This window comes from Staphylococcus gallinarum (genome assembly GCF_029774255.1).
GTDB lineage: Bacteria > Bacillota > Bacilli > Staphylococcales > Staphylococcaceae > Staphylococcus > Staphylococcus gallinarum.
Genome location: NZ_CP069082.1, coordinates 131241 through 147065, shown reverse-complemented (window position 1 = coordinate 147065; position 15825 = coordinate 131241). Strand labels below are relative to the sequence as shown.

11 protein-coding genes are annotated in these 15825 nt (G+C 36.4%); 8 read left to right on the top strand and 3 right to left on the bottom strand.

The genetic code is table 11. The features are described 5' to 3' along the window. The first annotated feature begins 8 nt into the window (after positions 1–8). Entirely contained in the window at positions 9–959 is a 951-nt protein-coding gene (locus JN168_RS00615) for a glycosyltransferase family 2 protein (RefSeq protein WP_042739549.1), read from the top strand. Between the two features lie 220 nt (positions 960–1179). On the opposite strand, the gene JN168_RS00610 is transcribed toward JN168_RS00615, so the two are convergent. The 3 genes from JN168_RS00610 to JN168_RS00595 form a co-directional block, all read right to left on the bottom strand. After that, complete coding sequence (locus JN168_RS00610; protein ID WP_042739548.1) at positions 1180–1428, bottom strand: hypothetical protein; 249 nt, start codon at positions 1426–1428, stop codon at positions 1180–1182. A gap of 34 nt (positions 1429–1462) precedes the next feature. Then, entirely contained in the window at positions 1463–3091 is a 1629-nt protein-coding gene (locus JN168_RS00605) for a poly(glycerol-phosphate) alpha-glucosyltransferase (protein WP_042739547.1), read from the bottom strand. Between the two features lie 155 nt (positions 3092–3246). Continuing rightward, positions 3247–8661 (bottom strand): Ig-like domain-containing protein, encoded by a 5415-nt coding sequence (locus JN168_RS00595; protein WP_424141393.1) that lies wholly within the window; start codon positions 8659–8661, stop codon positions 3247–3249. 414 nt (positions 8662–9075) lie between these two features. Between JN168_RS00595 and JN168_RS00590 the strand changes: the two genes are divergently transcribed. From JN168_RS00590 to JN168_RS00560, 7 genes are all read left to right on the top strand, one after another. After that, complete coding sequence (locus JN168_RS00590; protein ID WP_279526064.1) at positions 9076–11145, top strand: BglG family transcription antiterminator; 2070 nt, start codon at positions 9076–9078, stop codon at positions 11143–11145. Positions 11146–11164: 19 nt separating this feature from the next. Continuing rightward, positions 11165–11629: a PTS sugar transporter subunit IIA gene (locus JN168_RS00585; protein ID WP_042737912.1), complete on the top strand. Its 465-nt coding sequence runs from the start codon at positions 11165–11167 to the stop codon at positions 11627–11629. Between the two features lie 54 nt (positions 11630–11683). Beyond that, the gene (locus JN168_RS00580; RefSeq protein WP_042737911.1) at positions 11684–11962 is read left to right on the top strand and encodes a PTS sugar transporter subunit IIB; all 279 of its coding nucleotides are present in this window, start codon (positions 11684–11686) and stop codon (positions 11960–11962) included. Between the two features lie 100 nt (positions 11963–12062). Further along, positions 12063–13322, top strand: coding sequence for a galactitol-specific PTS transporter subunit IIC (locus JN168_RS00575; RefSeq protein WP_042737910.1), 1260 nt, complete (start codon positions 12063–12065; stop codon positions 13320–13322). 23 nt (positions 13323–13345) lie between these two features. Beyond that, positions 13346–14377: a zinc-binding dehydrogenase gene (locus JN168_RS00570; protein WP_279526063.1), complete on the top strand. Its 1032-nt coding sequence runs from the start codon at positions 13346–13348 to the stop codon at positions 14375–14377. Between the two features lie 106 nt (positions 14378–14483). Beyond that, entirely contained in the window at positions 14484–14633 is a 150-nt protein-coding gene (locus tag JN168_RS00565) for a hypothetical protein (protein WP_162846349.1), read from the top strand. 24 nt (positions 14634–14657) lie between these two features. Continuing rightward, on the top strand, positions 14658–15695 hold the full coding sequence (locus tag JN168_RS00560; RefSeq protein ID WP_279526062.1) for a galactitol-1-phosphate 5-dehydrogenase: 1038 nt from the start codon (positions 14658–14660) through the stop codon (positions 15693–15695). Positions 15696–15825: the final 130 nt, after the last annotated feature.

Genomic DNA, 15825 nt, shown 5'->3' with positions numbered 1-15825 from the left:
GTTTAACAATGACTAGCACTATAGAAATTTCTATTATTATACCGTTGTATAATAGGGCAAATGGTATACAACGGTTGTTACATAATCTTTCTTTACAATCTTTTGATATGAATCGTGTTGAGGTTATCATTTCAGATGATAAATCTACAGATAATTCATTAGACGTTGCGAAAACCTTTGTTAATCAGATTCCTAATTTAATTATTCTAGAAAGCGATGTTAATTCTGGCGGCGCATCAGTTCCGAGAAATAAGGCCCTTGATATTGCTAAAGGTAAATGGATACTCTTCATTGACTCAGATGATTATATTACAGAGTATTCATTGGCCGATGCCATAGCCACAGCAAATAAATCTCAAGATGATATGGTTTGCTTACCATACTTTAGAGCTAAAAATAGTAACAGACCATTAAGTCGGTCGGCATTCTACTCTCCCTCTACAATAAGTAATCTTAAATTTGAAGATACAAAATTATATAATAGTTTGAACGTTATTGGTAAATTAATTAAACGCGATATTATAGAACAACATCGTATAAGATTTCCTGAAAACATTCGCGTTAGAGAAGATAATTGGTTCTTAATGCAGGTTTATAGTGTAGTTAATTCTATTTCTATATTAGGTTATGAAAAAAATTATTACTTTTATGAACAACAAGACGAAGTCGCATTAACAAATACAAAGACGCCTCCAAGAGATGCAGTCAAAATATATATTGCTGTTTATGATTTCGTAAAAAGTCGAACACAATTATCAAATGAACAAAAAATCAATTACTTAACAATATTTTTAAATCGCTATACAAATATGATAAAAAGAGGGAAACACGCACCCGTACGCTTTTTCAATCACACTAAACCAACACTATTAAAAGTGCTTAGAAATCAATATGTAGATGATAATACAATCGAGTTTATTGAAGACTTATTCTTAGGTAAATATGACATTGCTAATTAACAATACCATTTTCACATTACCAAATAACCTAAAGTCATATTACTTAAAAAATTATATCCGATTTCAAAAAAAGAGTTCATCCACAATATTTACGGATGAACTCTCTTTTTATTAATAAATCTTATAATTAAGGTATATTGCTTTATTCTAAAAAAAATTATTTTTATTACTTTCAGTCATAATAAGTATTAAACTTTAACAAATGCATAATACATTTTCATTAAAAAAGATGACCAATATATTTGTAAATATAAATTGCCGCAATCACAAGCGGAGCTATAAACATTAATGTCTTATACTTCTTTTTTTCTGGCTTTTCTTCTGCTTTGCCTTGCTTTCTATCCTCTAAATACTGGAGTAATTCTGCTTCAATCTCTTTGTCTATTGCGCTTTTTTCAGGCTCATTTGTTTCACTTTTTTCATGATTTGATTGTTTTAGCTCATCTGTATGTTTATTGTTTTCAGTCATACTATCATCCTCAAAATCGAATTATTACTTAATTTTAATTAGAAGGTTTAAATGCCTTTTGATATTGTACATAACCAGATACATAGTGCTCTATATCATCAATACGCACACGATATCCATGGTGTTTGATGAAGAAACTATTTAATATTCTAGCAGGATTTTTAAAGTACATGCCAATTTCTGGATAGAAGAAACCAGTTCTTTCATAATCAGCTCGAATGTGAATTGTTTTCATAAATTTTTCTTCATCTAGTAATTCTTCTACAATATGATTATACCCAGTTTCTTTTGCCTTTTTAACTAAATGGTATGTTGCCATAAGCATTTCCAAGAATGTAGGATATGTCGTCTCACGCTGTTGCATATAATCTAAATAACCACTTACGTTTTGTATACCAAAACGGTAATATTTCTCTGCAGGTTCAATTTGAACTAATTCATTTGTACAATAGCCTAACCAGTGATCATGATATTTCCAGTAGTCATTTGCGATAAAATGTTCAAATAATAATTTCACTGTTTCTAACCATTGTGGATTTTGGTCAATTTGATACAAACGTAATAATGCCAATGCTGCTTCCCCGTCATAGTATACAATACGGTTTGCTTCTTTAACTGTTAACTCAGGATAGTTTAATACGTGCACCGTTTCACCAGTATTTTGATTAATCATATTAAATATACCTTTTGCGACACTTTGTGCAGCACTTAAATATGATTTATTTCCCGGGTTAACTTTTAGATATTCACATATAGCAAAGATAAAGGCTGCATTTTGGCCTAATTTTATCTCATTCATATCATTAGTATCATCAAAAATATATCCTGCATTATCCTTCTCATATAGATAATGACGCATTAAATACTCTATTGCCTTTTCCGCTGTTTTAACATCCTTATTTAAATAAGTTAAACCTTCAATTAATGCATAAGTAGATGAAGAGTGACGTAAGTTATTGTAGAAATTTATATTTTTGTCAAAATGCGGGAAATAACCATAGATGTACTTACCATTTTCTTGCATCATACCATTTAAAAAATCTACGCTGCGATCAATCAATTTATCAATTTCTGTATGTAGATTATCAACTTTTCTTAAGCCCCTAGTTAGTCCTCTATCACCTAGTTCAAAAACGTCATTTTCATCTAGAATAAAGCCTTGAGTATAAAACTTTGTTATCTCTTTACCTTGATAAGAGTCTATTGTGAATGCTTTCTTTTGATTTGTATATTTTCTTAAATAATTGTTGATATTATCCTCTGACAAAATAAATTCACCTTTTACTTTTTTCGATGGACGAACAAAAGCATTAACATTAATTTCTTCCGGTAAAAATGTCAGATTCCAAAATTTATCGAGCGCAATACCATAATCAATATAATTTCTACGTCGCTCAATGAGATGATGAACGACTTGATCAAATAATATATTTTCAGTTTCAGTTACTAAATCTACTTTGACCCATTTTGCTTGTTCTCCAGATTTTTTATAGAATTTTTGACATTGTTTTAAGATATCTCGTTCTAAATACCTTGGATTTTTAAGCAACTTTACATTCGCTTTAATGTTTGGCTTTCCTAAACTTAAAAAAGCATATTGAAATGAGATTTGAGACTTCTCAATGTGATTTACAAGTTTTTTTATCCTACTTTCAATATTCATTTATTAACCTCCCACAATTAAATGTATAATCTATTTATGAATTAACCTTTTAAGTTTCAAACAATTTATTATGTATATAATATAACACAAATTTATTTGCTTATTTCAAAAAATAAGCCGGACCTTAAGGCCCGGCCTAACATTAATAATAATTATTATTTGTCTTCATTCTTTTTATTACGTCTTCTGAACAATAATAATGAACCAAGTGCTGCGAATAATGAACCGAAGATAGTACCGTTTTGGTTAGTCGTTTCACCTGTATCAGGTAAAGATTTGCTATCTTGTTTTCCATTATCTTGTTGATCATTATTTTGGCTATTGTCATTAGAAGTAGTATCGCTATTTGAATTATTATTAGAATTCATGTCTGTATTTGAACCACTATTTGCATCTACATCGCTACCTGTATTTGCATTTGATCCGTTGTCTGCGTCTGAATCTGCATCAGCATCCGCGTCTGAGTCACTATCTGCGTCTGAATCTGCATCAGCATCCGCGTCTGAGTCACTATCTGCGTCTGAATCTGCATCAGCATCCGCATCTGAGTCGCTATCTGCGTCTGAATCTGCATCAGCATCTGAGTCACTATCTGCGTCTGAATCTGCATCAGCATCCGCGTCTGAGTCACTATCTGCGTCTGAATCTGCATCAGCGTCCGCATCTGAGTCGCTATCTGCGTCTGAATCTGCATCAGCGTCCGCGTCTGAGTCACTATCTGCGTCTGAATCTGCATCCGCATCCGCATCTGAGTCACTATCTGCGTCTGAATCTGCATCAGCGTCCGCATCTGAATCTGAGTCTGCATCTGAGTCACTGTCTGCGTCTGAATCTGCATCAGCATCCGCGTCTGAGTCACTATCTGCGTCTGAATCTGCATCAGCATCCGCATCTGAGTCGCTATCTGCGTCTGAATCTGCATCAGCATCCGCGTCTGAGTCACTATCTGCGTCTGAATCTGCATCAGCATCCGCGTCTGAGTCACTATCTGCGTCTGAATCTGCATCAGCATCCGCGTCTGAGTCACTATCTGCGTCTGAATCTGCATCAGCGTCCGCGTCTGAGTCACTATCTGCGTCTGAATCTGCATCAGCATCCGCATCTGAGTCACTATCTGCGTCTGAATCTGCATCAGCGTCCGCATCTGAATCTGAGTCTGCATCTGAGTCACTGTCTGCGTCTGAATCTGAGTCTGCATCTGAATCTGAGTCTGCATCTGAGTCGCTGTCCGCATCTGAGTCAGAGTCCGCATCTGAATCTGAGTCTGCATCTGAGTCACTGTCTGCGTCTGAGTCAGAGTCCGCATCTGAGTCACTGTCCGCATCTGAATCTGAGTCCGCATCTGAATCAGCGTCCGCATCTGAGTCACTGTCCGCATCTGAATCTGAGTCCGCATCTGAGTCACTGTCTGCATCTGAGTCAGAGTCTGCATCTGAGTCGCTGTCCGCATCTGAATCAGAGTCCGCATCTGAGTCACTGTCTGCGTCTGAGTCAGAGTCTGCATCTGAGTCACTGTCTGCGTCTGAGTCAGAGTCTGCATCTGAGTCACTGTCTGCGTCTGAGTCAGAGTCTGCATCAGCATCGGCATCTGCGTCACTATCATCAACAACTATTGCTGATCCTTCGTCTGATACATTACCTGCGTCATCTGTTTCAACTGCTGTGACTTCATCACCATTATTTAATTCTGTACCTTCTGGTACGTCTACGCTCCAGCTTCCATCTTCACCGACTGTACCTGTTCCTGTTGTGCCATCTGGGAATGTTACAGTAATTGTATTTCCAGGTTCACTTCCAGTTCCAGTTACTGTATCTGATCCTGCTTCTGGGACGTTTACTGTTGGTGCTTCTGGTGCTGTTGTGTCTACAACCGTTGCTGTACCTTCGTCTGATACATTACCTGCGTCGTCTGTTTCAACTGCTGTGACTTCATCACCATTATTTAATTCTGTACCTTCTGGTACGTCTACGCTCCAGCTTCCATCTTCACCTACTGTTCCTGTTCCTGTTGTGCCATCTGGGAATGTTACAGTGATTGTATTTCCTGGTTCATCTCCTGTTCCAGTTACTGTATCTGCTCCTGCTTCTGGGACATTCACTGTTGGTGCATCTGGTGCTGTTGTATCCACAACTGTTGCTGTACCTTCGTTTGATACATTGCCTGCGTCGTCTGTTTCAACTGCTGTGACTTCATCACCGTTATTTAATTCTGTACCTTCTGGTACCTCTACACTCCAGCTTCCATCTTCACCTACTGTTCCTGTTCCTGTTGTGCCATCTGGGAATGTTACAGTGATTGTATTTCCTGGTTCATCTCCTGTTCCAGTTACTGTATCTGCTCCTGCTTCTGGAACATTCACTGTTGGTGCATCTGGTGCTACTGTATCTGCTCCCACTGTTACTGGCACTTGGATGTGATCTGTTGTGCCATCTGGATATGTTACCGTTACATCTACTTGTGATGTACCTGGTGTTGTGCCATCTGGTAATTGTGTTGGATCATCCACTGTAATTGTTGGTTGTTCTTCATCCGCTGGGTATCCAGGAACTGTTACTGATCCTGTCACATCGTCTGAAGTTGTTGCTTCACCGTATGGTTTTTCTACACCTGGTGATGTTGGTTCATAAGCATCATTATCTGCTTGTTCACCCACTGTTACTGGTACTTGGATATGATCTGTTGTGCCATCTGGATATGTTACCGTTACATCTACTTGTGATGTACCTGGTGTTGTGCCATCTGGTAATTGTGTTGGATCATCCACTGTGATTGTTGGTTGTTCTTCATCCGCTGGGTATCCAGGAACTGTTACTGATCCTGTCACATCTTCTGAAGTAGTAGCTTCACCGTATGGTTTTTCTACACCTGGTGATGTTGGTTCATAAGCATCATTATCTGCTTGTTCACCCACTGTTACTGGTACTTGGATGTGATCTGTTGAGCCATCTGGATATGTTACTGTTACATCTACTTGTGATGTACCTGGTGTTGTGCCATCTGGTAATTGTGTTGGATCATCCACTGTGATTGTTGGTTGTTGTCCATCTGTTGGATATCCAGGAACTGTTACTGCACCTGTTACATCGTCTGAAGTTGTTGCTTCACCATATGGTTTTTCTACACCTGTTGTTGTTGGATCGTAGTTACGTGTTTCTAATACTTTTACTACGAAAGAATCTGCTGCAACATCATTACCACCTGAAACGATAACGGCAGTGTAAATGTCACCTTCTTGAGCAGTATCTGGTACTACAAATGTAGCTTGTTGTTCCCCATCTTCAAGTGATGTGATATCGCCAGTTTGTTGAACAACATTACCATCTTTATCTCTCCACTCAATGTGTGTTGGTAATGGTGATAATTTTGTACCTGTTAAATCAATATGAACTTCGTCGCCAGCAATTGCTGGTTTATCAGTATTATTGAAATCTATAATTTCAATACCTAAATCAGTTGTAGGTACTAATGCAAAGTTCACGTTATACCACATTGGATTTTGAACTAAGTTTTGCGCTGGAGCTGTTTGTGGTGTCCATGATAAATTACTATTTGGTTTTCTAAATTCAGGACTAGTATATGATGAGTATGAACTTACTACTTCACCATCTGGATTCATAACATAACCATAGATGTAATCGTCATCCAAAGTACCTGATGGGAAACGTAATGTATATCTACCATCTTCATCAGTTTCACCATAAACTGTAGCTGAAATATATTCCGGATGATCAGTTAATAATGTTTTTGCAGCATCTGCTCTTTCTGATTCTGGTAAGCTCTCAACTTGATCTTTATATGCTTGCGCACCTTCTGCAGTTAATGATGACATTACAACTGTATAACCAGCTGCTTCTGGATCATCGATATTATTATTTGGTCCAGTACCTGAGTTTGCTCTATCCCCAGCACCTGTCTCGAACCAAACTTGACCTGAAATACTGTTTTTCGCACTTAATGATACTGATGGCGCGCTTAATGGACCTTCTGTATCATGAATCCACTCTGAACGGTCAGTCGTCATGTATCCACCTTCAGGTTCAATACCCATATAGATACCTGTACGTTGCATGTTGACACCAATTAATGGGAATTGTCCTAAGTTTGAGCTTGTCACAGAGTTAACATATGAACCTGGGAAGAATCCACCAGCTTGACGAATCATAGTCGCCGTATTACCATTTGCTGTTTGGAAATCTTCAATCCATAAACGGTAATATTGTCCATCATTAGCAGTATATAAATGATGTGTACCGTAAGCATCTGTCCATCCATCTCTTAAGTCAAATGCATATGCACCTGGGCCTACTTGAGAACCGTCTAAATCACTTAATTGGTTAGTCGTTTTAGCTACATAAGTTGGTGATACTGCACCGTCTTTATCAATCCATTGTAAGTAAACATTAGTACCTTCTGGCACTGCTGTTAAACCGTTAGACATTGTAGAAGGTGTCCCTTTATCTACAATCCATGCACGACCTGACAAAGTATTTGCAGCATTTGTAGCGTCAGTTGCTGAATTAATGTAACCATTCGCTATTGCATCTGCTTCAATAATTTGTGAATTATTAGTTGTAGCTAATGTTGTCATTTGGTCATTTGCAGCTAATGTAATTGCTTCTTCATTTTGAGGAGCAACTCTAGCAGCAGTTGCTAATGTAGTATTTGCATCTTGCGCGTTAGCTAATTGATTAATCAATGCAAATTGTAATTCTTGTGAAGTTAAGTTGTCTGAATCTAAGTTCAAATTGCTAACTGCTTGTTCTGCATCACTTTCTGATACATTAGCAGCTTGTGCATAATATTCTACTGCTGATTTTTCGTCAGTAACCTTTGTGATATCAGCATCATTTGAAGTTACATTTACACTGTCTGCAGTAGTTTTTTGTGAAGCTGGTGCTTCTGTTGTTACTTCTTCTTTTGTACTTTCTTCAGCTTTTGGTGCTTCTGTTGTTACTTCTTCTTTTGTACTTTCTTCAGTACTTGGTGCTTCTGTTGTTGTTTCTTCTTTTGTACTTTCTTCAGTACTTGGTGCTTCTGTTGTTGTTTCTTCTTTTGTGCTTTCTTCAGTACTTGGTGCTTCTGTTGTTGTTTCTTCTTTTGTGCTTTCTTCAGTACTTGGTGCTTCTGTTGTTGTTTCTTCTTTTGTGCTTTCTTCAGTACTTGGTGCTTCTGTTGTTGCTTCTTCTTTTGTACTTTCTTCAGTACTTGGTGTTTCTGTTGTTACTTCTTCTTTTGCGCTTTCTTCAGTACTTGGTGCTTCTGTCGTTGCTTCTTCTTTTGTACTTTCTTCAGTACTTGACTCTTCTGTTGTTGGTTGTTCAGCTGTTGCTTGTTCTGTAGTTTCTACCCCTGTGTTTGCTGTTTCAGAAGAAGGCTGATCAGATTCGTTTGAGCTACTTGTAGCTCCTTCTTCTGTTTTAGCATCTTCAGCTGCTTTCGCTTCATCATGCGCTGCGCCAAAGATTAGTGTTGCACCAACTAAAATTGATGCTGTCCCTACTGTAAATTTTCGAATTGAGTATTTGTTATTGATGTTCGGCAAAAAATCATATCTTTTCGACTTTCTCACTTATCAAAAATCCTCCCTAATCACTTGTTTTAAAAAGAATAATTACCCTTTGAGAATAAGATATCATCAAACTAAAGTTTGCGCAATCTAAATTTAGAATAATAGAAAAAAATTAAAATAGTAACTAACATTTATTTACATTAGTTTAACATTCTCTTTAAAATTAATTGTAATTGTATACAATTCCACATCTTATATTTTGGATGAAATAAATAATTTCAATATTAAACTTAAAAAATTATAGCGAATATTAGATATTTTATAATTACAATATTTATTACCTAAACCTTTATATACCAACTTCTAATTACATTCATCACAATAATGTACATTAACTCCGCATTCTTTTGTGCCTAACACTTGTACAACTCTTGGATGACCTGTGCTAAATTTAAACCAATCACAACGTAGGAGGTGTCGAATATTCAATCCGAAAATTTAAGCCTTATAACTGAAATGGCCAATAATCCGAATGTTAAAGGCAAAGAATTAGAACAAAAATTTAATATTTCTCGGAGACAACTTGGTTATCGCATACAAAAGATAAACGATTGGTTAATTGAACAAGATTATCCTGAAATTGAACGTACGAGCCAAGGTTTTTTTATCGTAGATGAAAAGGTAAAACAGTGGATTAATGTCCCCACAACAATTAAGTCTACAAACGAGGACCACTTTTACACTTCTGAACAACGTGCTTATCTCATTTTATTAATACTATTTAGAGAAGATGAATTACTTTCGTTAAATCATTTTTCAATAGATTTACAAGTTAGCAAAAACACAGTTCTCAATGATTTGAAACGAACAAAGCAACTACTCACTTCCTATAATATTGAACTGAAATATACTAGGCAGGATGGTTATTACTTAAAAGGGCAGGAATTCGAACTTAGGAATTTACTTACTGCACTTATTGACAAAGTGTTTCAATTAAATATTTCTAAAGAAATGATTCTAAAGTGCCTTAATTTATCTGAAAACGATTTGGTAACAATTGATGAGCAAATAAGTAAGATTGAACAATATTTGGAAAATAAATTTATCGATCAAAGTACTGCAACATTGCGTTACAAACTGTTCTTGATCATTAATCGAATCCAACATAACAAAGTGGTTCACCCATTCTCTATAGAATATGAGGCACTTTCGGATACAGAAGAATATCAAGCTACAGAAATTCTCATTTCAGAACAACATGATATTCCAAGGCAAGAAAAGTTATTTATCACCTTACAATTATTGTCTACAAGCGTACAGTGGTCGGATGTAAATGATGCAGCCTATTTGCCAGATTTAAAAAATGCATTACAAGAAATGATAGCTCAATTTGAAAAACTTACATTTATCACTTTCGAAGACAAACAAGGTCTCATTAATCGTCTAATGTTGCATATGAAGCCAGCATTTTACAGAATCAAATATTCACTTTCTGATATCGATAGTTTACAGAATAGTCTGAAAGAGGATTATAAAGAATTGTTTCATCTTGTAAAAATTTCATCAAAACCTATGGAAGCGATATTAAAGCAACCTATTCCGGATAATGAAATTGCCTATCTGACCATATTGATTGGTGGGACACTTAGAAACCAAGATGAAGATATTGATAGCAAAGTAAAGGCGGTTGTAGTTTGTACTCAAGGTACTTCAATCTCCCAATTGATGTTACAAGAGTTGCGTAATGTATTTCCTGAATTTATTTTCCTTGATGCTTTATCTTTACGTGAATTTAACCATTATGCATTAGATTTTGACATTGTATTTTCTCCAATGCATATCGACACTGATAAAAAATTGCATATTACAAAAGCCATGTTAACAACTCGAGAAAAGCAAGAACTACGGCAACATGTTTTAGGGCAACTCAATAATTCATTTGAGACCGACGTTCAAATCGATCGATTGTTATCTACTATTAGAAAACACACTGAGATTCATGATGAATCTGCACTTATCGATGATATGAAGGCGCAATTTAACGAAATGAATACCTATTCATCAATTAATGCCTCATCTGTTTCAATAAATAACTTGATAAATTTAGAAGATTTAATCACACATAAGCATATCCAATTTATGCCACATGTCGACGATGTTAACGAAGCAATACAGTTAACCGCTTCTCCATTAATTGAATACGGTTATGTAGATCCAAGTTATATCAAACAGATGATAGAAAGCTTTGATGATACTTATATGGTCATTAATCAAAGCATTGCTATTCCTCATGCTGAAAACAAAAGTAATGTTCATCGAACCTGTATGAGCATGTTGATATTAGAAGAGCCTATCAAACTCAGCACGAATCATGAGGTTCATATCTTTGTTGTGATTGCAGCAACTGATAAATTCAAGCATTTACGTCCATTATTACAACTTCGTGATTTGGCACAAGATCAGACAAGTATTGAACAAATTTTAAATTCTAGTACTAAAAAAGCTGTGACTGAAATAATACACAGTTTTTCAAATATAGATTGATAGAGAGGTGATGACTATGATGCAAGATATAAAGATTGATGCCGCTAATATCATCATTGATTTAGAAGCCAGTCAAAGTGAAGAAGCATTAAAGAAGTTATCTAATTTAATGTATGACAACGGTGACGTAAAGTCATCTTATCCAAACGCCATTATAGAAAGAGAAAAATCCTTTGCTACTGGTTTACCAACTGTACCCTATGCTGTAGCAATACCACATACAGACATTCAACATGTAAATGATAAATCGATTGGCATAGCTGTACTGAAGGATACCGTGCCATTTGTCATCATGGGAGAGTTAGAGGAAACAACCGAGGTAAAGTTAATTTTCATGCTTGCTATGGATAAAGAGGCAGCGCAGTTATCCTTATTACAAAAATTAATGGGTATTTTTCAAAATCAACAAACGTTAACCACACTAGTCAACGCAAAAAACGAGCAAGATATTGTGACATTAATCAAATCAGAATTAAGTGACTAAATATATCAAAAATTAAAATAGCGTATGATATACGCAAATCAGGAGGAATTTATTATGAAACAAGTATTAGTAGCATGTGGTGCAGGTATTGCAACGTCAACTGTAGTCAATAACGCAATTGAGGAAATGGCAAAGGAACACAACATTAAAGTAGATCTAAAGCAAATTAAAATTTCTGAAGTCGGTGCATATGTTGACACAGCAGATTTATTAGTAACGACTGCAATGACTCAAAAAGAATACGATTTCCCAGTTATCAATGCAAGAAACTTTTTAACTGGCATTGGTGTTGAAGATACTAAGCAAGAAATTTTAGCTGCTTTAAAGAGCTAACAAGATCAATACGATTTAAATAATCCGTGAAGATAAAATCTACTGCATTACTATAGTCTTTATCTTCACGTCATTTCAAACCAAAGAGGATGGTGTAAAGATGAGTGGATTTGTAGATTTTATAAAAGCATTTCTCGATTTAGGAGCGACAGTTATACTCCCAATCGTCATATTTTTATTGGGCTTATTTTTCAGACAAAAAATTGGAGCCGCATTTAGATCCGGCTTAACGATTGGTGTTGCATTTGTAGGAATATTCTTAGTTATCGACCTACTCGTTAAGAATTTGGGTCCTGCAGCTCAAGCTATGGTGAAAAACTTAGGAGTAAGTCTTCATGTTATTGATGTAGGTTGGCCAGCAACATCGTCTATCGCATGGGCTTCAGTGATTGCAGCATTTATCATTCCTTTAGGCATTATTATCAACATAGTCATGTTAGTTACTAAAACGACGAAAACAATGAACGTAGATATTTGGAATTTCTGGCATTATACATTCTGTGGTGCGATGGTTTATGCCGTTTCTGGTAGTATTTGGCAAGCATTAGTAGCAGCCGCAATATTCCAAATTGTTTGCTTAAAGGTAGCAGACTGGACAGCACCAATGATGAGTGAATTTTATGACTTACCAGGTGTTTCGATAGCAACTGGTAGTACGATCTCATATGTGCCAGGTATCTTTTTAGTAAAAGGTATACAAAAGATTCCCGGCTTAAATAAATTACATGCCGATCCAGATACCATTCAAAAACGTTTCGGAGCCTTTGGTGAATCAATATTTGTCGGCCTAGTACTCGGATTACTTATCGGTATATTAGCCGGTTATGATGCAGGTAAAGTTATTAACTTAGGTATGTCTATGGCAGCGGTTATGGTGTTAATGCCTAGAATGGTAAAAATTCTAATGGAAGGGCTTATGCCAGTATCTGAATCTGCTCGAAATTGGTTAAACAAACGCTTTGGAGATAGAGAAATACACATTGGTCTTGATGCTGCTGTTGCACTAGGTCATCCAGCAGTGATCGCTACTGCATTAATTCTAGTACCAGTCACTGTATTATTGGCTGTTATATTACCAGGCAATAAAGTATTACCATTTGGCGACTTAGCGACCATTCCGTTTATCGTTGCGTTTATTGTTGGTGCTGCAAAAGGTAACATCATTCACTCTGTCATTGTCGGTGCTATCATGATTGCTATTTCACTCTATATTGCTACAGACATAGCTCCTATTTTCACAAGTATGGCAGATGGTACTAACGTGAAAATGCCATCTGGCTCTTCACAAATTTCAAGTTTAGACCAAGGTGGGAACATCCTAAACTATATAATATTCAAGTTCTTTAGCTTATTTAATTAAATAAATTCGGAGTTGATATAACTATGAAAGCACTCGTTAAAACAAAACCTGGATTTGGTAACTTAGAATTGTTAGATCGACCTATCCCTAGCCCTAACTCAAATGAAGTAAAAATAAAGGTCCACTATGCTGGTATTTGTGGTACAGACGTCCACACATATGAAGGCCATTATAAAGTAAACTTTCCAGTCACATTAGGCCATGAATTTTCAGGTGAAATCGTAGAAATTGGCGATAATGTACAAAACTTCAAAATCGGTGACCGCGTTACATCTGAAACGACATTCTATATCTGTGGAGAATGTGAATATTGTCAAACTAAAGATTATAACCTTTGCAAACATAGAAAAGGATTAGGTACTCAACAAAATGGCGGATTCACCAAGTACCTAGTTGCGAGAGCAGATAGCGTTCACACATTACCTGACAATGTCAGCTATCGAGCCGCTGCCATGACTGAACCATTGGCGTGTGCCTACCATGCAGTTTCAAAAATCGAAGTATCTAAAGGAGATATTGCAGTCGTCATGGGACCTGGCCCTATCGGACTATTAGTAGCCCAAGTCGTTAAAAGTAAAGGTGCAACTGTCGTTATAACTGGATTAGATAATGATCAAGAAAGATTAGATAAAGCCAAAGCACTTCACCTCGATCATGTCGTGAACATCCAGCATAATGATTTAAAGCAATATGTAGACAACATTACAAATGGGTATGGCGCAAATATCGTTTTAGAATGTTCAGGTGCTGTACCAGCAGCAAAACAAGGTTTAGACATACTTCGGAAGAAAGGCGCTTATGTTCAGGTCGGTATATTTAAAGACCCTGAAATACCATTCGATTTAGATAAAATTATTCAAAAAGAAATCCGTGTTGTAGGTAGCAGAAGTCAAAAACCAGCAGACTGGGAACCTTCATTGCAATTATTAAGTTCTGGCGCAGTCAATGCCGAAACACTAGTTACAACAGAACTCGATATTAGCCAATGGGAGGAAGGCTACCAGCATATTAAAGGTGGAGACGGCATTAAAGTCTTACTACGTCCTATAGATTAGTAACTACTAGTTAAAGCTATCACAACAATTTAGCTATATAATAAGGAAGTTTTTAACAAGATAACATACTAAAATATTGCTCATCCAGTATAAAGGAGTTGAGAAAATGACTGAAACACTCTTAGATTTCATGCTTGGACCAATGCGAGGTATCACCGATTTTTATATGGAACATTTATTAGTAAATAACGTCATTGTACTGTCCTTGTATTTCATAGCTAGATTATTTAAAAAACGCAAAGCTACTGCCGAATAATTATATGAAATGGAGATGTGACAATTGAAATCACTTAATTTATATGACATCGAAGATTTACGTTTTGAAGAAATTGACAAACCAGTGATTACATCGCCTACAGACGTTATTATTAAAGTGAAAGCAACAGGTATTTGCGGGTCAGATACTTCTCGTTATAAAAAATTAGGACCTTATCAAAAAGGTATGACATTCGGTCATGAATTTTCAGGTATCGTAGAAAATATCGGTTCACAAGTCACGTCATTAACAGTAGGAGACCGCGTAACCGGCTGTCCTGCTATCGTATGTCATCAATGCGCACAATGCGAACAAGGCAACTATTCTAGATGTGAATCACTTTATGTCATAGGCTCACTAGAACCTGGTTGCTTTGCAGAATTTGTTAAACTACCAATCAGTAACGTTTTAAAATTACCAGACAATGTCGATTTCACTACTGCAGCAATGGTCGAACCTTCAGCAGTAGTTGCACATGGTTTCTACAAGACCAACATGAAACCAGGTGCTACAGTGGCAATTATGGGATGTGGCAGCATAGGTCTGTTAGCTATCCAATGGGCACGAATCTTTGGTGCAAGCCACGTCATAGCAATCGATATCGACAATCATAAATTAGATATTGCTCAAAACTTAGGCGCAGATTTTTGTATTAATAGCCAAACTGATGATATAGCAACCACCTTAGACACCATTCCACATCATATTGATGTAGCAGTCGAATCAGCCGGCGCATTGGCTACAATCGGACCAGTATTAACACTGCCTAAGAAAGGCGGAGAGGTACTACTGCTAGGTATTCCCTACGCCGATATTCAACTATCCCGCAAACAATTCGAAAAAATATTACGTAACGAACTTAACGTCATAGGATCATGGAATGGACTTTCCGCACCATTCCCAGGTAAAGAATGGTCATCAACTTTACATTATATGTCTACAGGTGAGCTGAAAATCGAACCTATCATATCCGATGTATTATCTTTAGAACAAGGACCAGAGACATTTGATGCTTTAGTAAATAAAAAACGCGCTTTCGACAAAGTAATCTTCACCCCTTAAGACTAACCTTAGACTCACCTATATTGACGCATGCACCGTTAAGCAATTTTAACTATATACAAAAACCACCATCTTGCCCTCTAAATAATGTCTGACCCAAAAAGTTAGATTTTTAATCCAACCTTTGGGA

Bases quoted from the DNA above. Each gene is read 5' to 3' on its own strand.
- JN168_RS00570 (WP_279526063.1), top strand. From the start codon at position 13,346: ATGAAAGCACTCGTTAAAACAAAACCTGGATTTGGTAACTTAGAATTG.
- JN168_RS00575 (WP_042737910.1), top strand. From the start codon at position 12,063: ATGAGTGGATTTGTAGATTTTATAAAAGCATTTCTCGATTTAGGAGCG.
- JN168_RS00565 (WP_162846349.1), top strand. From the start codon at position 14,484: ATGACTGAAACACTCTTAGATTTCATGCTTGGACCAATGCGAGGTATC.
- JN168_RS00605 (WP_042739547.1), bottom strand. From the start codon at position 3,091: ATGAATATTGAAAGTAGGATAAAAAAACTTGTAAATCACATTGAGAAG.
- JN168_RS00580 (WP_042737911.1), top strand. From the start codon at position 11,684: ATGAAACAAGTATTAGTAGCATGTGGTGCAGGTATTGCAACGTCAACT.
- JN168_RS00615 (WP_042739549.1), top strand. From the start codon at position 9: ATGACTAGCACTATAGAAATTTCTATTATTATACCGTTGTATAATAGG.
- JN168_RS00610 (WP_042739548.1), bottom strand. From the start codon at position 1,428: ATGACTGAAAACAATAAACATACAGATGAGCTAAAACAATCAAATCAT.
- JN168_RS00585 (WP_042737912.1), top strand. From the start codon at position 11,165: ATGCAAGATATAAAGATTGATGCCGCTAATATCATCATTGATTTAGAA.